Source organism: Mucilaginibacter sp. GW822-FHT03E02, assembly GCF_058801545.1.
This window is the reverse complement of record NZ_JBXANJ010000001.1, coordinates 2,867,666-2,885,810: the sequence shown is the minus strand read 5'-3', so window position 1 is coordinate 2,885,810 and position 18,145 is coordinate 2,867,666. Positions and strand designations below refer to the sequence as shown.

At 42.2% G+C, this 18,145-nt stretch carries 18 protein-coding genes and 1 pseudogene; 10 read left to right on the top strand and 9 right to left on the bottom strand.

What is annotated here, in order from left to right; all coding sequences use genetic code 11:
* Window positions 1-208: 208 nt before the first annotated feature.
* Window positions 209-1,423, bottom strand: coding sequence for a DUF4062 domain-containing protein (locus AC1RM2_RS12140; protein ID WP_492985343.1), 1,215 nt, complete (start codon window positions 1,421-1,423; stop codon window positions 209-211).
* A 32-nt stretch (window positions 1,424-1,455) separates the two neighbouring features.
* Window positions 1,456-1,956 (bottom strand): DUF4062 domain-containing protein, encoded by a 501-nt coding sequence (locus AC1RM2_RS12135; RefSeq protein ID WP_492985342.1) that lies wholly within the window; start codon window positions 1,954-1,956, stop codon window positions 1,456-1,458.
* A 655-nt stretch (window positions 1,957-2,611) separates the two neighbouring features.
* Here AC1RM2_RS12135 and AC1RM2_RS12130 point away from each other — a divergent pair.
* From AC1RM2_RS12130 to AC1RM2_RS12100, 7 genes are all read left to right on the top strand, one after another.
* A complete protein-coding gene (locus tag AC1RM2_RS12130; protein WP_492985341.1) occupies window positions 2,612-4,339 on the top strand; it encodes an SLATT domain-containing protein in 1,728 nt (575 codons plus the stop codon).
* 228 nt (window positions 4,340-4,567) lie between these two features.
* Entirely contained in the window at window positions 4,568-5,245 is a 678-nt protein-coding gene (locus tag AC1RM2_RS12125; RefSeq protein WP_492985340.1) for a tetratricopeptide repeat protein, read from the top strand.
* 218 nt (window positions 5,246-5,463) lie between these two features.
* A complete protein-coding gene (ribH, locus tag AC1RM2_RS12120; protein WP_492985339.1) occupies window positions 5,464-5,958 on the top strand; it encodes a 6,7-dimethyl-8-ribityllumazine synthase in 495 nt (164 codons plus the stop codon).
* A gap of 371 nt (window positions 5,959-6,329) precedes the next feature.
* Window positions 6,330-6,659, top strand: coding sequence for a bacillithiol system redox-active protein YtxJ (gene ytxJ, locus AC1RM2_RS12115; protein ID WP_492985338.1), 330 nt, complete (start codon window positions 6,330-6,332; stop codon window positions 6,657-6,659).
* Between the two features lie 398 nt (window positions 6,660-7,057).
* Entirely contained in the window at window positions 7,058-7,939 is an 882-nt protein-coding gene (gene lipA, locus AC1RM2_RS12110) for a lipoyl synthase (protein WP_492985337.1), read from the top strand.
* A gap of 24 nt (window positions 7,940-7,963) precedes the next feature.
* Entirely contained in the window at window positions 7,964-8,515 is a 552-nt protein-coding gene (locus AC1RM2_RS12105; protein ID WP_477353575.1) for an RNA polymerase sigma factor, read from the top strand.
* A gap of 2 nt (window positions 8,516-8,517) precedes the next feature.
* Window positions 8,518-9,378 (top strand): anti-sigma factor, encoded by an 861-nt coding sequence (locus tag AC1RM2_RS12100; protein WP_492985336.1) that lies wholly within the window; start codon window positions 8,518-8,520, stop codon window positions 9,376-9,378.
* Between the two features lie 351 nt (window positions 9,379-9,729).
* On the opposite strand, the gene AC1RM2_RS12095 is transcribed toward AC1RM2_RS12100, so the two are convergent.
* A complete protein-coding gene (locus tag AC1RM2_RS12095; RefSeq protein ID WP_492985335.1) occupies window positions 9,730-11,235 on the bottom strand; it encodes an NAD(P)H-hydrate dehydratase in 1,506 nt (501 codons plus the stop codon).
* Between the two features lie 270 nt (window positions 11,236-11,505).
* Between AC1RM2_RS12095 and AC1RM2_RS12090 the strand changes: the two genes are divergently transcribed.
* Complete coding sequence (locus AC1RM2_RS12090) at window positions 11,506-12,537, top strand: HAMP domain-containing protein (RefSeq protein ID WP_492985334.1); 1,032 nt, start codon at window positions 11,506-11,508, stop codon at window positions 12,535-12,537.
* 65 nt (window positions 12,538-12,602) lie between these two features.
* Here AC1RM2_RS12090 and AC1RM2_RS12085 read toward each other — a convergent pair whose 3' ends face one another.
* The 5 genes and pseudogenes from AC1RM2_RS12085 to AC1RM2_RS12065 form a co-directional block, all read right to left on the bottom strand.
* Window positions 12,603-13,301 (bottom strand): zeta toxin family protein, encoded by a 699-nt coding sequence (locus AC1RM2_RS12085; protein ID WP_492985333.1) that lies wholly within the window; start codon window positions 13,299-13,301, stop codon window positions 12,603-12,605.
* Entirely contained in the window at window positions 13,288-13,563 is a 276-nt protein-coding gene (locus AC1RM2_RS12080) for a hypothetical protein (RefSeq protein WP_492985332.1), read from the bottom strand. Before AC1RM2_RS12080 ends, AC1RM2_RS12085 begins: the two co-directional genes overlap by 14 nt.
* A gap of 274 nt (window positions 13,564-13,837) precedes the next feature.
* A pseudogene (locus AC1RM2_RS12075) lies at window positions 13,838-14,110 on the bottom strand (Txe/YoeB family addiction module toxin).
* Window positions 14,088-14,288 carry a DUF2683 family protein gene (locus AC1RM2_RS12070; RefSeq protein WP_492985331.1) on the bottom strand — a complete coding sequence of 67 codons (201 nt, stop codon included), beginning with the start codon at window positions 14,286-14,288 and terminating at the stop codon, window positions 14,088-14,090. Before AC1RM2_RS12070 ends, AC1RM2_RS12075 begins: the two are co-directional and overlap by 23 nt.
* Window positions 14,289-14,375: 87 nt before the next feature.
* Window positions 14,376-15,320 (bottom strand): SDR family NAD(P)-dependent oxidoreductase, encoded by a 945-nt coding sequence (locus AC1RM2_RS12065; protein ID WP_492985330.1) that lies wholly within the window; start codon window positions 15,318-15,320, stop codon window positions 14,376-14,378.
* Between the two features lie 182 nt (window positions 15,321-15,502).
* On the opposite strand from AC1RM2_RS12065, the gene AC1RM2_RS12060 reads away from it, so the two are divergent.
* Window positions 15,503-16,021, top strand: a complete 519-nt coding sequence (locus tag AC1RM2_RS12060; RefSeq protein WP_492985329.1) for a hypothetical protein — start codon at window positions 15,503-15,505, stop codon at window positions 16,019-16,021.
* Between the two features lie 52 nt (window positions 16,022-16,073).
* Here the strand turns inward: AC1RM2_RS12060 and AC1RM2_RS12055 are convergent, their stop codons facing one another.
* Window positions 16,074-16,574 carry a VOC family protein gene (locus tag AC1RM2_RS12055; protein WP_492985328.1) on the bottom strand — a complete coding sequence of 167 codons (501 nt, stop codon included), beginning with the start codon at window positions 16,572-16,574 and terminating at the stop codon, window positions 16,074-16,076.
* Between the two features lie 285 nt (window positions 16,575-16,859).
* Between AC1RM2_RS12055 and AC1RM2_RS12050 the strand changes: the two genes are divergently transcribed.
* On the top strand, window positions 16,860-17,903 hold the full coding sequence (locus AC1RM2_RS12050; protein ID WP_492985327.1) for a Kelch repeat-containing protein: 1,044 nt from the start codon (window positions 16,860-16,862) through the stop codon (window positions 17,901-17,903).
* The last annotated feature ends 242 nt before the right edge of the window (window positions 17,904-18,145 follow it).

The following is an 18,145-nucleotide window of genomic DNA, read 5'->3' as shown; positions in this document are numbered from 1 at the left end:
TCTATCAGGAAGCCGCGGTCAGCCAGCGAATAAGCTACCCATTTGGCAAAATCTGTTTTTCCGGTTCCTGGTTCCCCGGATAGCAAAAGAGGGCGCTTTAAAGTGTAAGCAATCTCCAGTGCCTTTATTAACTCGTTTGAGGGAATGTAATTTGGGGGGGAGTTGTCGAAGTCGATAGTTTTTAATATAATTTCTTTCATAATGTCATTTAATTTAGATAGGAATTAATTTCATTTACTTTCGCAAGAAAATCGCTCATATTATACTCCGCCTTTTCTGCAAAAAAATAATTTTTTATATTGTTAATTTTTATTTCGCTATCAGTTACATATGTTTCTAACCAGTTACCCAATTCTATATCGTCTATTGGCGTTATCGGAGAAAGTGATACAATCCGAAGATTTTCATTGGGCCTGATCTTATTGATATCTAAACGCTCAACCGGGGTTGAATTTTTAAATTGAACAATGAATGTGAGATAGAAAGAGTAGTTCTTTTCATTACAGGCTTGTTCAAGTTCTGTTAAAATAAGCCTTATCGATGTCATCGTATTTTCATCTGCTACGTCCTGCGGATACAAAAAGAAGTGAAGAAAAATCTCGCCAATTCCGTTTTGCTTTAGTTGTTCCAGGCTTTCCGCTATATTCAGGTCGAAACTTAGCATAGCGGGAGGCATTATATGGCGTATAAAATTCATCTTTTGCTCTTCAATGTCCGGCGAAACCGCTATTATACCAGCAGTTTTCATTGGCGATACGATACATTCTTTTTTTAGTCCGAATTCTATATTCGCCATCCTTCGCATAAAACTATCAGGCTTGTCAAACTCATTGCATAATATTGAAAATACATTGAGCCGGTTTTTTTTTTGAGTATAGGTGCTGTACATGCTTGAAAAAGGTATCTTTCTGTCGCATCTCAATATCATTTCGTTAGTTAAAATCCACTTTTTTTCAGAAAAAGGATAAAGGGCCTGGGTTAACTGCAAGGCCATGTGATCTGGAGTTTTGAAATTTTTTATAAAGGTTTGATGTTTCGTGGTTACCATTGTCACAAAAGCCCTGAACTTGGCGGCATTATCTACAAGGGTATTTTCCAATCCCTCGGCTGTTGCTTCGGCTATAAGCGGAATAATGGTTTTGCCAGTAGATACAGCATAATTGTATTCGTGCTCTGTAAACGATAAACTTGTACCCAGGGCAATAGAACCATATCGCTTCCCTATTATCAAAATATAAATATCACAGGAGTTTACATCGGCAATACAGTTTGTCAACGGCGGCTGATCAGAACCAGGCATCATATATTCCATAATTCTGACCAGGTCGAAATAGTCTTTCAAAAACCCAAGTGCATCCTGTGCTTTTGTCCGGTATAATTCCAGGTCGCGGAATGTTGACGATATGTAGATCTTTTTGGGCATTTAGTAAAATAGAACGGAGTTTAGGTGTATCATTATTCGTTGATTTCCAAGCTTGTGTTTGGGTTATAAAAGGGGTAGAGCGCCTGAATTAGTTGCGTAGCCATGTGATCCGGATTTTTGAATTTGTTTATGAAAACGGGATGGCTATTAGTCACCTTTGTAACAAAGGCCTGGAATTTTACCGGGTCATCTACCGGTACGTTTCCCAGGCCCTCCGCTAAAGTATCGGCAATTAACGGTATAATAATCTTGTTATTGACTTTGGCGAAATTGTATTCGCATTCTGTATATGATAAATTTGTGCCAGGGGCAATTGCCCCATATTGCCTGCCTATTATCAACATATAAATATCGCAGGAGTTTACATCTGCTATGCAGTTTTGCAAGGGTGGCTGATTGGAACCTGGCATCATATATTCCATAATTCTGACCAGGTCGAAATAGTTTTGCAAAAAAACAAACACTTCTTGTGCTTTAGCCCTGTATTGTTCCAGGCCATGGAACGTTGAAGAGATATAGATCTTTAAACCCATTTAATTAAAGGTTAGGTATAATTTAATAACGATAACAGCACGATGGCGCATTAACGAATTAAAATTATCAATAATGTTTTGACTAACAAATATTTACAACAAAAAATTGGTTATTATTTATTTTTTTTGATTTTAATATTTTAACTTTATAAAAGTTACTTATACCGTATGTTTTAAGGCCTTGGTAACTAAACGTCATTTAATAGTTACAATTCCACCGAATTAATTTTGCATGGTTTGAAATTATGTAAAAAGCGATATTATATTTACTAAGTGCAAGCGCGTTATGCCGGCGCCGTTTATTATTACACAACCTAAACCTTTCGTTTATGACAATCAAAAGTATACTGATTCCGGAAAATTCGCTGAAAACGCCAGAAATAAACTCCTTTATGGGAGTTTTGTTCAGTAGTTTATTATCCGCTCAATATTTGTATTGCTATAAACAAAACAGCTATACGCCGGGGTTGGTGAGTATGCCCACCCTAAAATTAACTCGAAGAAATTATGAAGATCAGAACCTCAGTTTATCAAAAGACGGTCTCGCTAAAAGTATAATTGTCACCGCAGAGACCAATATAAAGCAAATATATTCATACATAAATACTTCATTAACACATTTTAAATTAGCTAAATAACGAATTAAATCCGAACCATGGCACCAGTAATTACCGCTCAGAAGATAAACGCAGAAGAAAGAACTATTGATATATTTCTGGTTCAACCAAATGAAGAGAATGCCAAAATTGTAGAGGCTATTAACATTATTGCGCCCAGAAATACTGTGCTGTTATTTGGCGGTGCCAATAACCTCGAAACGGGGCAGGTGCAAGCCATCGGGCGGGCATTTCGCGACGGACTTATTCCTGGGGCAGTTGCAGGTAATGCCGTAATTATTGACGGTGGTACCAGAGTCGGCATTATGGAGATTGTGGGTGCCATTAATGCCGAACAAGGCCATCAGTTACCTTTAATAGGAGTTGCACCAGAGAGGCTGGTAAGCTATGGCGACAAACAGGGAGACGGTCTTGTGCCATTAGACGTAAACCACTCCTGTTTTGTACTTGTAAGCGGAGTAAAAAAATGGGGGGCTGAAACATCTACGATATTTGCATTGGCTGCCGGGTTGGCTGGATCAGGAAAAGGAGAGCAAAAATGTAGCGTTATTGCACTTGTGGCCGGCGGCGGAGAAATAACCGGGGAAGAGTTAATTAAAGCTGTTGATAATCAAATACCCATAATAATTTTGGCAGGTAGCGGGGGGCTGGCTGATAAGATCTATGCGGCAAAACAAGCTGCTACACCACCGGTAGCGGATTCTTTGGAAGCTAAGATCCTCACACGGGGCGAACTTTTCTTTTATCCGGTAGACGGCGACCCTGAAAATATTAAAACAGAAATTGTCCGCCAGCTTGGTAAAGATGAAGTACTCCGGTCGGCCTGGGAAAACTTTGCAAATTTTGATCATAATGCCAACATTCAGCAAATCCGTCACAAAGATTTTCAACGCTGGATTTTACGATTAGGCATAATTATTGGTTTTATGGGCATATTATGGTCTGTGTGTTTCCCTTCAAAAACAGATTACAAGGATTATGGTTGCGTGCAATGGGTATTTTATGGCTTAATAGTTATTGCTCCAATTACATTGACCGTGCTTATAGCTGCGGCAAATAAGTTTAAAAACGGGATGAAATGGATCTTTTTCAGGTCAGGTGCAGAAGATATGAAGAGAGAAATATATAGTTACAGGGCGCGGATAGGGCCATACCAAATTGCTCCTGCGGCGTTACTATCCGAACGTATCTCTGAAATTTATCAAAAGGCAATGAAAACCGACGTTAGTCACACACACATATCTCAATATGATAAAACAAAGGGTTTTCCTCCGTATATGACAGATGGTGAAAAAGGTGACGATGGCTTTAGCCGCCTTTCGGCCGAAAAATATATTGAATATCGTTTGAAAAACCAGGAGAACTATTATATCGGCAAAACCAAGACGATAAATTTTAACCTTAGTTTACATAATTGGCTGGTATACATTTTTACAGGTGCGGGTACATTACTGGCCGTAATTAAACTGCAGGTATGGGTAGCGCTCTCTACAGCCCTGGTGGCAGCCATCGGGAATTGGTTAGGTCAACAGCAATGGGATAATACCCTTAACAAATACAACCAAGTAGCAGCGGACCTTAATTCAATAAATGGCTGGTGGCAGGGGCTTTCGGATACGAATAAGCTACTTGCAGAAAATAGAGACAAGTTGGTTACGCGAACGGAACAAGCGTTAAAGAACGAGTACGATGGCTGGGCCCAACAGATGCAGCAAACACTTGAAGAACTTATTAAGAGACAGGATAGCGACAAACAAAAAAAATAAACACCACAATAAATGCCAAATAATTTGATGGGTATTTTTGCGGAGAAAATGGAGTTGATTATTCGCTTTTTTAACTAAAATTGAGGAAATACATATCTTACCTTTGCCATTTTTACTTAAAACTTATACCATTAGGCCACCCGCTGTCTCCCCTTTAAATAATTAACAATAAGCTATTGCCAGAAATTTTGAAAACCGTAACTTTGCAAACTTAATTTTGTTATAACAATGTCAAAAACCCAGGCGAATACCAAAGTTGCTGCACCGGATACTACTTTCGGACAGAGTGGCAACTTCGTACGCGAGAATCAAAAAAGCTTGCTTTTTATAGGCGGTGCTGTAGTGGCCCTTATTGTAATTTACTTTTTATACCTTAAAGTGTACTTAGGTCCGCTGGAAACCAAGGCGGCCAACCAAATGTATGTTGCGCAGGATTTTTGGGCTAAAAAAGACTGGGACAAAGCCATTAACGGTGATGCCAGCTACCCTGGCTTTAAAAAGATAATTACCGATTACAGCAATACCAAGGCTGCAAACCTGGCTTATTTTTACCTGGGCACCGCCTACCTTAACAAAGGCGAATACCATAAAGCGATAGAAAACCTGACCAATTACCGTGGCGACGACAGCATGGTTGCTGCCGAGGCTTACGGAAGCGCGGGTGATGCTTATGTTGAACTGAAAGATTACAGCAATGCCGTAACTTATTTTAACAAAGCTGTTGATAAGGCAAAAAACAAATTCCTGTCGCCGCTTTACCTAAAAAAATTAGGTTTGGTTTACGAAGAAACCAAAGACAATAAATCGGCCAGCGAAGCTTACAACAGGATTAAAACAGAATATCCTGAAAGCGCCGAAGCACAAAATATTGACGAGTACATTGCTCGTGTAGACGCGAAACTTTAATTTTTGATTTCGGATTTCGGATGTTCGATTTCGGATTTATTTGGCGGCGATAATTGCAGGCCTGGTAAATCAGGGATCGAACATTTTTTATATAATAAGCACCCTGTCATGCTGAGGAACGAAGCATCTATTCGCGAACTTTTCTATCGGTCACGCACAGCTGATAGATCCTTCGTACCTCAGGATGACAGGTTAAAGAAAATAACGACAATAAAACAATGGCCTCGCAATTAAAAAACCTTTCAGATTTTTCGCATACCACCATACCGTCTGCCGCGCCGTATCGGTTTGGCATTGTGGTGGCCGAGTGGAACGCCGAAATTACCAACGCGCTATACCAGGGCGCTTACAACAGCCTGGTTGCTAACGGAGCTTTGGAGGCTAATATCATGAGCTACACAGTACCCGGCAGCTTCGAGCTTACATCGGGCGCCGACCTGCTGCTAAAAACCGGCAAGCTTGATGCCGTAATTTGTTTGGGCTGCGTAATACAGGGCGAAACCCGCCATTTTGATTTTATTTGTAACGCGGTTGCAAATGGTGTAAGTAATGTTGCCATAAAATACGCAAAACCTGTTATATTTGGGGTATTAACTACTGATAATCAGCAACAGGCCATTGACCGCGCAGGCGGCAAACATGGCAATAAAGGTGACGAGGCCGCAATTACCGCCATAAAAATGGCAGCGCTGGCCGAAACATTGAAGGGCTGATTTACGTTATACTGTTAAGCACAAAATACAATGAAAAAACTTATTTACATAGCTATTATAGCTCTTGCGGTTGGCAGCATATCGTCATGCTCCAACAAATTATGCCCTGCTTACGGTTCATACCCTAAGAGCGGCCGCTAACAGGCAAATGTCATTTTTGTAATCTGCCGGTCGCTATCGGCAGATTTTGTGTTATAATTACGTTTGTGAAGAAGATTTAAGAATCAAGAGTCAGGAATCAAGACAAAAAAGCAAGCCGGGTAATTCCGGTATACTTCAAACTTAAAAGAGTGATTTTGCCTTGTTAATTGACCGCTCTATTGCAGCTCTCTTGATTCTTAACTCTTAATTCTTGACTCTAATATAAAAATATGAACTGGATATTGCTTACGTCGGCCGATCAGTTGCACGAGATAAAGAACCGTGAGGGTTACAGCCTGATTTTTAAACATAGCACGCGCTGCTCTATCAGCATGATGGCCAAGCGCCGTTTTGAGCTGGATTGGGAAGACCTTCCCGAAGATATGCCCCTTTACTTTTTAGACCTGATTAATTACCGCGAGTTATCGGCCCAGGTGGCCCAGCTTTTCCAGGTTCACCACGAGTCGCCGCAATTGCTGCTGATAAAAGACGGCGAGTGCGTGCTTGATCAATCGCACGGAGCCATTTCGGTAGAAGAAGCGCTGAGCGTTTTAAGCTAAAAAATTTCCGGTTTACCCGCTATTTGCAATGCAGGTGTTTGAAAAGTGCCGCTACGGTTATGCAAGGGTATTATTTGGGTGCATATAAAGATTGGTGGAGGGTATCGGGAGGTGAGTGGTAGGAGAGGATGGTTTTAAATCACATATGCCCTGTAATAAGCTGTTTGTAATTTCAGCAAAAATACCCGAACGCCTAATTGTCTGACAGTCAAATCAATAAGTGTTCGCCCTCGAACACCCGAACAGTCTCATTAAAAAGCGAACACCCAAAGCATCTGCGCATCTGAAATCTGGAATCTGCACATCCGCAGTATTTGCACATCAGTATTCTGTAATAATTCTTACAACCTGCGTGTAACCTTATAATTGGTTATACGGTTTTTAACTACATTTGTACCATGATTGAATTGCCGGTAGTTCCTGCTGCGAGCCAGATCCAACGTAAGCCCGATTGGCTTAGGGTGAAGCTCCCCATCGGAAAAGAATACGCTCATGTGCGCGGCCTGGTTGACGAGCACAAACTACACACCATTTGCGAAAGTGGTAACTGCCCCAACATGGGCGAGTGCTGGGGTGCCGGAACGGCCACCTTTATGATATTGGGTAACATTTGTACCCGCTCATGCTCGTTTTGCGCCGTAGCCACCGGCAGGCCCCTGGCTGTTGATGTTGATGAGCCTAACCGCGTAGCTACTTCGGTTAAACTGATGCAGGTAAAACACTGTGTTATAACCTCTGTAGATAGGGATGACCTTAAAGATGGCGGCTCCATTATATGGGCCGAAACCATCAATGCCATCCGCCGCGAAAGCCCCGAAACTACGTTAGAAACCTTATTGCCCGATTTTCGTGGCAACTGGGATAACCTTGCCCGCGTTTTGGAAACCCGCCCCGAGGTGGTATCCCATAACCTGGAAACCGTGAGACGCCTTACTAAGGAAGTGCGTATCCAGGCTAAATACGACCGTAGTTTAGAGGCATTAAAACATGTATCGGCTGCCGGTTTGCGTACCAAATCGGGCATTATGCTTGGCCTGGGCGAAACTGAAGATGATTTGCTGGAGGCTATGGACGATTTATTGGCCGCCGGTGTGCATGTATTAACCCTGGGCCAATACCTGCAGCCAACCCGTAACCATCACCCTGTTTTGGATTGGATTCATCCGGATCAGTTTGCGCGGTTAAAACAAATTGGCCTGGATAAGGGTTTTAAATATGTGGAAAGCGGTCCGCTTGTAAGATCATCATATCATGCTGAAAAACACTTATTTGAATTATAACATTTCCTTTATATATTCACCTCATTGAGCAAGAAACACAAAATATCGCTTTCGGAAGATGAGTTGGTGCTTGCATTAAGAAACCATGAAAAAATTGCTGTTGAGGCACTTTATGACATGTATTCGGCATCTTTATATGGTGTAATATCCCGCATTGTTATTGATACCGCCGTAGCAGAAGATATTTTGCAGGAAACTTTCGTAAAAATCTGGCATTCCTTTTCGAGTTACAGTGCCGAAAAAGGCCGTTTATTTACCTGGATGGTTAACATTGCCCGCAACCTGGCAATTGACAAAATCAGATCAAAAGATTTTAAAAACCAAAACAAAAACCAGGAGATTGAAAATAACGTAACTTTTATTGACGAACAAAGGAGCACAGTTTACAAGCCTGAGTTAATGGGTGTTAAAGATTTAGTTCAGACGTTGAAGCCTGATCAGAAATCAATTATCGATCTGGTTTATTTTAAAGGGTACACACACGTGGAGGCTGCCGAAGAGCTGGGTATCCCGCTGGGGACTATTAAAACAAGGTTGAGAATGGGCATACAGGAACTCAGAAAACATTTTAATTGAGAGTGAAAGATTTAAAAGCATATATAGAGACAGGGATACTGGAACTTTACGTTTTGGGGGATGTAACCCCCGACGAAAAGCGCCAGGTGGAAGAGATGGCTTCAAAATATCCGGAGATAAAAGCCGAACTGGATGAAATTGAACGCTCGATGGAATTATATGCACAGGAAAACGCAGTTGAACCATCAGAAAATTTACGCGACCGCGTATTAGGCAGCCTGCTTACCAACCTGGGCGATGACAGGAATTTTAGTAAAGCGCATCCCCAAAAGGATAATGATGCGGACGGGGAGGATGAAGATAATGACGATAATATTGTAACCCTGCCTGTTCAAAAAAAGGACAGTGGTTTTTATAAATATGCTTTTGCGGCCAGCCTTGCGCTTTTGATAGCAAGTACCATTGCCCTGGTGAATGTTTACAGCAAGCTGCAAGCCTCAAACGAGCAATTGGTTGCCCTGCAATCAGATAAACAGCATTTTGCCAACCAGGTTAAGCTGATGGACGGCGAGTTGACGCTTTACCGCGACACTACCTACAAATTGCTAAGATTAAAAGGTACCGCCAAAACACCAGGTTCAGTATTAACTGTGGCGTTTAGCCCGGTACATAAAAAAGTGGTTATCGATATGGCCAACATGAAAATGCCGGTAAATGATAAAGCACATCAATACCAGCTTTGGGCCCTTGTAGGCGGCAAGCCCGTTGACCTGGGCGTATTTGATTCGGCGGCTGATACGCTGACCAATATTAAAGAGATGAAGTCGCTGGCTTCGGCAGATGCATTTGCGGTAACACTTGAGCCGCGTGGCGGCAGTGTTAACCCAACAATGGACCAAATGATGGTTATTGGTAAATTTTAAAAACACACACTCTTTTCCTGAAAATTATAAGTTAAAGCATGCAATACGGGGTGTTGCGCGCTTTTTTATATTCAAAAATTGTCATTTTCGGGCAATTTTGGGCGTATTTGTTAAGCTACTGCCTGTTTTGTAAATTATTTAATGCTTATTTAACAATAAGCCAAACCATTTATTCGTTTTTTTGTAACTATTAGGATGTCACCGACGTCTTATAACCAGTTAGATTAAACAGAGCCTGTGAAGTAACGAAAATGAAAGTGATAGATCTAACTCATAAACATGAGTATTTAGTTCTTTATAAGATCAGTTAATAGTTAATAAAAAAGGATGTATGATACTTGCATCCTTTTTTTATGCCATCAACTTTGCCATGGTAGCCGGCAGTTGAGTAATAAGTTTACCCGGCAATACCACATTAAGCCGGCTTGGCAAGGCAAGTTCGTCCCCGGCTTTTCCGTGTATATAAACTCCTGCCAAACAAGCTTCTAAAGGAGTATATTTTTGAGCAAGCAAGGCGGTAATTATGCCGGTAAGTACATCGCCCATGCCTCCTGTTGCCATCGCTGCATTCCCTGTGGGGTTAAAATAACATTTGCCTTCGGGTGTTATAGTTATAGTATAGTTGTTCTTCAATACAATATAAATATTCAGTTCCCTGGCTTGTTCAAGGCCGGTTTCAAGTCTTTTCCACCAACTGGTATGCTCGCCAAACAGGCGGTCAAACTCTTTCATGTGGGGCGTTAAAATGCTTCCTGCGGGCAGTTTTGTTAACAACTCTTTATCTCCCGCCAATAAATTAAGAGCATCGGCATCAATAACCAATGGTTTTTTATAATTTTTGATGAGGGCTGTTAATAGTTTTATGGCATCATCGCCCTGGCCCAAACCGGGCCCAATGGCTGCGGCATTAAATTTCGCCCATTCAACTTCCGGTAATTCACGCTCATTACGTACTATTACCATAATTTCGGGCAGGTAGCTATTTAAAGCGGTTAGCCCGCTCGCGGGCACACAGGCCGTTGTTAAGCCGGCGCCGGCATGTGCCGCGGCTGATGCGCTAAGTAAGGCCGCCCCCATGGTTTTTTCCTGCCCGGCAATGATAAGCACATGCCCGTAAGTGCCTTTGTTGCTAAAAGCACGGCGGGGTTTCAGTATTTTACGAATGTCTTTCTCTTCAATAAACTGGTATTCGGCGTTTAACGATTGTACAAAACTTTCATTGATGCCAATATTTACCGCTTCCCAGCAATTGATATAAGATGCAGATTCGGGCAGCAAGAAATTGATTTTAGGCTGTTGAAAGGTAATCACCAGGTCGGCTTTTATAGCTACCGCGTTAGGTAATATCTCGCGTTCCGAAAAAAAGCCGGTTGGCACGTCTACAGCAACTACTGTTCTGTCAAGGTTGTTGATGTAGCTTACCAGGCGCTCATAGTCGCCACTGAGCGGTTTGTTTAACCCGGTGCCAAGCAGGGCATCAATTAGTATAATGCCTTCGTCTAATGGCAGTGCTGCGCCTTTGTTTAATTTGACAATATTGATTCCGGTTTGTTTTAATCTTTGCAGGTTGACATTAAATTCGTCGGTCTGCCGTTCGCTGAAGTAAGCTATTTTAACGCTTAGTTTTTTATATTGATGATCGTTTAGCAGCCGGGCAATAGCCAGTCCGTCGCCGCCATTATTACCGGTGCCGCAGTAAAAGGATATGCTTGTGTTTTTATCCGGAAAATGATTGATGAACCAGCCTACAAATGCTTTCGAGGCCCGTTCCATCAATTCGATAGAAGCTATCGGCTCGTTGGCGATGGTAAAGGCGTCGGCCTGGCGTATTTGTTGGGAGAGGAGTAAAGGCAGCATATAACTTTAAAGTTAAGAATTATATGTTTTGTTTGGGCTTAAATGATAATTGAAAACTAATTACACATAGCCCGCGTGTAAATGGTGCAATAACCAGAAAGCACGAGCCAGGTTATTTGACGGACTAAAAAACAACAGATGCTTTAAGTGAAATCAAATAACAATCCTTGCTTCAAAAACCTTATAATCCGGATATATTTTTAATTACCTTTACTCTCAGTCTTCCTCCCCTGCTTAAGGTACTATTACATTTTAACACATTGTATAGCTATGAAAATCAAAAAAAAGCTTTTGTTAGGATTTGGCCTCTTGTTTGTTGTTGTGGTTATTTTTGGCATTGTTTCTATCTATTACATTAAAGTAATATCCGAAACTGCCAGCGTAACCTTAAAAAACAACTACGCTACTTTAACTTATACCCGCCAGATGCGTGCTGTTTTGGATGAAAACGACCTGCCGCTAAAGCCTGCAGTAGCCGAAACATTTGACAAGTCGCTAAAAAAGCAGGAAAACAATATCACCGAACCCGGCGAAAGCGCGGCAACGGCCCAATTGCGCAAAGCCTTTGTTTTGTTGAGTACGCCTTCGCTGCCTTTAAATCAGCAGCAACAGGCCGAGCGCGATGCGCGCCTGCAGCTGAAAGATATCGAAGGCCTGAACATGCATGCTATCGAGCTTAAAAATAATTACACCCACTCCACCGTCAACAAATCAACCCTGTACCTTGGGGGGATGGTATTTATTACCTTTTTGATCCTTTTTATATTAATTGTCAATTTCCCGGGATTTATACTCAACCCGTTAGAGGAGCTGACCGATGGCCTGGAGCAAATCAGTATAAAAAACTACGATACCCGGCTGCATTTTAAAACAAGCGATGAGTTTGCCCGCCTGGCCGAAGCTTTTAATAGCATGGCAACCAAACTTGGCGAACAGGAGAATGCCAGCCTAACCAAACTTATAGCAGCCGAATTGCGGATAAAAACACTGGCCGAAGAAATGCCCGATGCCGTGATTGGCATCAGCGAAAACCATGAAATTCTGTTTGTAAACCAGGAGGCAAAAAAAATGTTAAACCTGGGCGATAAGCCCGTTACTGGCCAGTCTGTTATAATTTTAGCCGAAACCAATAAACTGCTGAAAATATTGGTAGACGACACTGAAAACCCTTTAAAAGCCGCCCATTTTCAGCAAAAAACGCTTAAAGTTATGGTGCCCAATTTAAAGCCCGATCTTGACGCGCTTACTGTTGCAAGCTACCCGGCAGGCACAATTCATGTTTTTAAAGCAGTGGGAGTTTAGATTGCAAAAGGTTGCGTATAATTCTCAGGATACTTATATATCGCTAAAACATAGAAGCTTACGTTTTAAGGCTGTCTTCCTAATTTTCTGCGCGGAGCTTTTCGGGCCGGAGTAATTTCAGATTGAAAATATCGGTTGATTTTATTTGCAATAGCTGGTAGCCCGGTTTTAATCCAGGTCTTTTTTATTGCGTAAGATTGAACTGTGGTGATTACGTTGTCCTCTATCCTAACTAATAAGGTTGGCACTCTCATACCGTCATACAACTCTATAACCTTGAATGTACTTATAAATTCGTTAATGTGTTCCAGATTTTTTTGATAAACACCTTTTATAGTTGCAGGTTCAACATAATGTCCGCCCTCCAATACTCTTTGCCCAACCCTTGCAATACAATCATTTACCTTATCGAGACAAAGGTAGTTCAGCTGAATTTGGTATGCATTATTTTCAAACAAATCGATATAGCGCCAATAATCTGGATGAGATAAAGGTGTTTCTAATACGAAATGTTTTCTTTCCTTTATTGCGGCTTTCATTTCCTCCACAAGTCGTTCTTCCATCATTCGGGTTGCTTTTGCGGTGATCCCGGTTGCCGGTGTACCTGTATCAATCAATTGCTTCTCAAACATTGTCCGGGTTTTGTCCCGGTCAAATGATAATATCTCCTCGAACTCAACAGGAAGCATGGTTTGAATGTGCGTAGACTTGCCTGCACCATTTGGGCCGGAGATAACCAGTAAGGTTGGTTTAGAATAATCCATTTTCCTCACGTACCTTATTGGCGTCAGACGCCGACAGTACCCGGATCAAATTATAAGTGTAATTAGAACCAGCAAAAAAAACCTGCTGTAACTCTATGTGTCCATCTGGAAACTCCCGGTAGACCTGCCCATCGGGCAATTTGTCGGAGAGAATCAGGAAAGGCAGGTTATTGCTGAAATTCTTTGAACGCAATTCTCTAATTGTAAGCAGGTATTTTTCGTTTTTTGTAGTAACTTCTAAATCAATAATTCCCATGTCCATATTTTTAACATTTTGTTAACCGGATGGTCTTACGTAAAAATACAAAAATATGGTCATATATACAATGCGTAGGGCCATATGCTTCACTAACATCGGCAATTAGGCATTACTTGCCTACCAGACTTTTGTGTTTGGGGGCAATATAGCGGCTGACCTGTGACTTTTTAGAAAATCACAAGTCATCTGCCCGCATTTCAGGCACACAAGCGCCAAGAGGGAGTTTAGGTTTGGAAATTAACAAGGCTATAGGTAAAATGTGCAATGGGGGCAATGGTTATAAATAGTGGCCTCTTAATGAATAAACCTTGATTACCTCGCCCTGGACATCGTAAATCATGCGATGTTCTTCATTAATTCTTCTGGACTACTTTCCGGAAAGATCATATTTTAAGGCCTCTGGTTTGCCAATTCCTTCAAATGGATTTGCAATTGTTGCAGCAAAGAGTTGCTGTATTTTTTTCTGTACAGCTATATTTCCCGACTTCTTCCAAAATGAAAATCCTTGACGGCATCCCCGTAAAGTTCTATTTCCATAGATTATTAACATCAACCTTCACTCCTTTGCCGGCTTTAGACGCTTTCTCGCCCCTTTTAATTTTTGCGACAAAATCAGGATTATAAGGGCTTGCGGGCTCTTTTTTGAAAGAAACATCCAATGCCTTTAAAAACGCTTTAATCGCTATTAATTGCTTCTGATCTTTAGGATGTACAATTAAAGTTTCCATAAATCAAAAATAATAATAATTCAACATACCTGCATCTGTATGCATCAACCTTTTTTCCCGTAACCCGCGCGGGTAGTGAGGGGCGATTCAACCGTAAATAACACCCGTAACTTTTTCGCTGAACTGCCATAATGCAGTCGCCTGGTCAGGGTCGATGGCGAAGGAACGCACGCCGTAGCCTGCCTGCAAATCGTCGGGCACCAGTTCTGCGATATCGCAATCCTCGCAATAAACGCCTCCTATACCGTCAAGCTGATGGCTTAGGGCACACCAGACGGAGGTAGCTGCGCCCTGTTGCGTGGTTTTAATGCCTTTTACCCGCTGAGTCCAGGCTTGTATTTCTTGCTCCGTCATATAACGGAAGGCATCTGTAAGTATGGCGCCGGGATGTACGGCAAAGGCCCTTATATGATGTTGCTGCCCAAGCTTGTCCAGTTCGACAGCAAAAAGTGAGGTGGCGGTTTTGGATTGTCCGTAAGCTTTCGATTTATCAAAAGGATGTTTTTCAAAATTCGGGTCATCCAGCTGCAGGCCCATATACCGGTGGCCTATAGAAGATAATGCAACCACCCGTGCCCCGCCGGCATTTTTCAGGGCTGGCCATAGCCGCCCGGTAAGTTGAAAGTGCCCCAGGTAGTTTACGCCAAACTGAAGTTCGTAGCCCCGCTTGTCTGTAAGGAATTGTGGCGGACGATACAATCCTGCATTGTTAATGAGTAAATGCAGGCTGTTATATTCAGCCAGGAAACGTTTGGCAAAGGCATCCACAGAAGCGGGATCGGCCAGGTCAAGCGAGATAAAGGATACATTTTTAAGACCGGCAAGCCTCTCTTTTGATTTTTCCGCATCCCTGGCGCCCACTACAACATGCGCCCCTGTATCGGCCAGTGTTTTAACGGTTTCATAACCTATTCCTGAATTTCCGCCGGTTACTACAGCTATTTTCCCGGTTAAATTGTGGCCTGCGGCAACTTCGGCCGCTGTGCTGGTTGCATTAAATCCCGAATGAATTGGTTTTTGCGCTGTTTTCATATCAAATGATAAAATTAACAGAACAAATTAAATGAACGCTTTTTTTCTAAAAAGGTGCGCGGCTCAAATCAATAATTATGCTGTGGGAGGCAGCGATCACAGGTGCCTTTACCATTGTAAAGTCCCGGCAAATTACCTATCTTTCCTTCGAGCATGCATGAACCTATTCCGGTTAAATCATTATGAAATGGCCTGTTAAACGCATCGTGGCGTTTGCTTTTATAGCTTTACTGGGCCTGCTGCCCTGGGAGGCGTTATTATCCATCCAAATTATGAATGGCGTTTTAAGGCTGCTTACCGGTACAACCTTAGGTTTGTTTGGACTGGCTGGGCTGTTATTTACTTTGCTTATCAGTTTTATGCTGTATAAGCCGCGTTTTGCCTTGCCGGCCGCCATATTGTTAAGCATTGCGATATTGCCGGTAAGTGCCATTTTTGCCGCGAGTTTGGTACTGCCGGATTTTGAATGGAAAGATACCGTGGTTTACCAGAATGGTAACGATTACCTGGTAGTACAGGAGCAGGAAGCCTTTGTAACCACCAGTGGGCAAAAGCCGCGGGCGCTGCGCACAACATCGCCTTATGGCATGGTAAGGCGGGTTGAGGAATGGGTTGCGCCAAAGGATGTTGATTTGTTTAACGGCACCGTAGTACTTTATGAAGGGAAGCGCTGGGATAGACAAAAAACGCAGGACCCGTAAATAATCGAATCTTCAACCGACTCTAATTCCTTGTTTTTAACGATACGAAGAGCTATTTCGTAGTAATTGTACCCATTTTGGCATATTCAACATCGTTGGGTTCCCAAAGCTCAATCTTATTGCCTTCCGGGTCCATCAGGTGGACAAAACTGCCATAACTGACCCTTTCTACCGAATCTGTTGGTAAGATGCCCGAGGCTTTTAGTTTGATAAGCAACGCATCCAGCTGTTCTACCCGGTAATTGATCATGAATTGTTTTTCTGAAGGCTGAAAATATTTGGTGGTTTCCTTAAACGGCGCCCATAAGGTAAAGCCTTTTTTGGTACTGTCCATACCCTGGTGCCATTCAAAGTTGGTGCCACTCCCTACCATACGCATACCCAGGTTTTTTTCGTACCAGGCCTTTAATGCCGCCGGGTTTTTGGCCTTAAAGAATATTCCGCCGAGCGCTGTTACTCTTGGGCCGGGGATAGGTTTGCGGGTTAATTGACTAAAGCCGTAGCCCAACAAAAAAGCAACCAACAATAAGACAATGAGCGTGATTTTTTTCATCAGCAATAATTTTATTGTTAAAGATAGCTAAATAATGCGCCGGATTAAGCAGGCTATTTTGCCAAATTAAACCGGCAGCAGCTTTCGTGAATACTATGCCATGTGCGCTTTGATACGAAGCTGATGGAGGGCGATCATATCTTTTAGCATAAAGATATGAAGTGGGTACAGTAGTTGCAAACTACAGATATAATCGTCCGTCGGATCCGTCAAACAGCGGGAATTTTCCGTTTGGTTTTGTGATTTTTTGTTATAACTTTATATAGTAAACCTATTTGAATTGCCATGCCTAAATTAAGCCTGACGATAATTGCAATTTCATTGCTTTTCGTTGCCACCTCATGTAAAAAACTTCATGTTAAACCGGATAAGGGTAATAATACCGATACAACAAAAGTAGATACAACCAAAGAAGATACGACAAAAGTAGAGTCGAAGGGATGGGTTCAGTTAAAAGATTACCCGGGTACCGCACTTCGCTGGACGTTTGGATTTTCCGAGGGTAATAAAGGATATGTAATTGGTGGACAATATGAGGAGCCTTCCGGCCATAGCACCGCCAATGTATTTCAGTATGATCCTTCGGTTGATAAATGGCATCAGCTAAATGACTATCCCGGGAAAGGAATGGGGCTGATGGCCGGATTCTCGATAAACAACAAAACGTATATGGGTACCGGGTTTAACTATAGTACCAATCTTTTATACAGCGATTTTTGGGAATACAATCCTTCCAACGATACATGGATACAAAAAGCAGATTTTCCCGGCGGCAAAAGACAAGGCTCAATTTCTTTTTCAATAGGTGGTTATGGATATTTACTTGGCGGCCTTTTGCGAACAAAACAAGATCTGTGGAAATATACTCCTGCTACCGATCAATGGATCCAGATGGCAGATTATCCCGGAACGGGCATTGCCGAAATGATCAGTGCTTCTGTTAATGGCAAGGCTTATGTGGGGGGTGGTACCAGCATGGACGAGGTTGTGAGTGATTTTTGGGTATACGACCCATCTTTAGACAAATGGACAAAAAAGGCCGACGTTATTGAGCCGCTTTATAACCCGGTTACCTTTGCTATGGGCACCAAGATTTATGTTGTTGGCGGAATTGGCCAAAATCTGAAATTCCGTAAAGCTGTACTGATATATGATACAGCGACGGATCAATGGACTAAAGCCGAAGATTTTAAAGGGCAGGAAAGGTCGGCAGCTGTTGGATTCGTAATTGGCAACACCGCATATTTCGGCCTTGGAGCAGGTAGTAAAATAGCGGGCGGAGCCACGTATCCGGCGTACTTCAGCGATTTCTGGAAATTTAATCCATAAGCTGGAAAGCCCGGGTAGCATAAATAATGCGCCGGATTAAGCAGGTATTTTGCGATTACGCTGTTTTGCCTCCGCTGTACGAAATCTTCCGCTGTACGAAGTCTGAGACTTCGTACTACTATGTTTGTAGTCTCCAGACTATAAGGGAGTTTTTTTAACAGGATATCGTTTATCATAAAAATAGGGTTACTGTAGTTGCAAACTACAGGCATAATCAACCGAAGTCGGAGACTTCGGACAGC

Bases quoted from the DNA above. Each gene is read 5' to 3' on its own strand.
- AC1RM2_RS12140 (WP_492985343.1), bottom strand. From the start codon at position 1,423: ATGCCCAAAAAGATCTACATATCGTCAACATTCCGCGACCTGGAATTA.
- AC1RM2_RS12135 (WP_492985342.1), bottom strand. From the start codon at position 1,956: ATGGGTTTAAAGATCTATATCTCTTCAACGTTCCATGGCCTGGAACAA.
- AC1RM2_RS12130 (WP_492985341.1), top strand. From the start codon at position 2,612: ATGGCACCAGTAATTACCGCTCAGAAGATAAACGCAGAAGAAAGAACT.
- AC1RM2_RS12125 (WP_492985340.1), top strand. From the start codon at position 4,568: ATGTCAAAAACCCAGGCGAATACCAAAGTTGCTGCACCGGATACTACT.
- ribH (WP_492985339.1), top strand. From the start codon at position 5,464: ATGGCCTCGCAATTAAAAAACCTTTCAGATTTTTCGCATACCACCATA.
- ytxJ (WP_492985338.1), top strand. From the start codon at position 6,330: ATGAACTGGATATTGCTTACGTCGGCCGATCAGTTGCACGAGATAAAG.
- lipA (WP_492985337.1), top strand. From the start codon at position 7,058: ATGATTGAATTGCCGGTAGTTCCTGCTGCGAGCCAGATCCAACGTAAG.
- AC1RM2_RS12095 (WP_492985335.1), bottom strand. From the start codon at position 11,235: ATGCTGCCTTTACTCCTCTCCCAACAAATACGCCAGGCCGACGCCTTT.
- AC1RM2_RS12090 (WP_492985334.1), top strand. From the start codon at position 11,506: ATGAAAATCAAAAAAAAGCTTTTGTTAGGATTTGGCCTCTTGTTTGTT.
- AC1RM2_RS12085 (WP_492985333.1), bottom strand. From the start codon at position 13,301: ATGGATTATTCTAAACCAACCTTACTGGTTATCTCCGGCCCAAATGGT.
- AC1RM2_RS12080 (WP_492985332.1), bottom strand. From the start codon at position 13,563: ATGGACATGGGAATTATTGATTTAGAAGTTACTACAAAAAACGAAAAA.
- AC1RM2_RS12070 (WP_492985331.1), bottom strand. From the start codon at position 14,288: ATGGAAACTTTAATTGTACATCCTAAAGATCAGAAGCAATTAATAGCG.
- AC1RM2_RS12065 (WP_492985330.1), bottom strand. From the start codon at position 15,320: ATGAAAACAGCGCAAAAACCAATTCATTCGGGATTTAATGCAACCAGC.
- AC1RM2_RS12060 (WP_492985329.1), top strand. From the start codon at position 15,503: ATGAAATGGCCTGTTAAACGCATCGTGGCGTTTGCTTTTATAGCTTTA.
- AC1RM2_RS12055 (WP_492985328.1), bottom strand. From the start codon at position 16,574: ATGAAAAAAATCACGCTCATTGTCTTATTGTTGGTTGCTTTTTTGTTG.
- AC1RM2_RS12050 (WP_492985327.1), top strand. From the start codon at position 16,860: ATGCCTAAATTAAGCCTGACGATAATTGCAATTTCATTGCTTTTCGTT.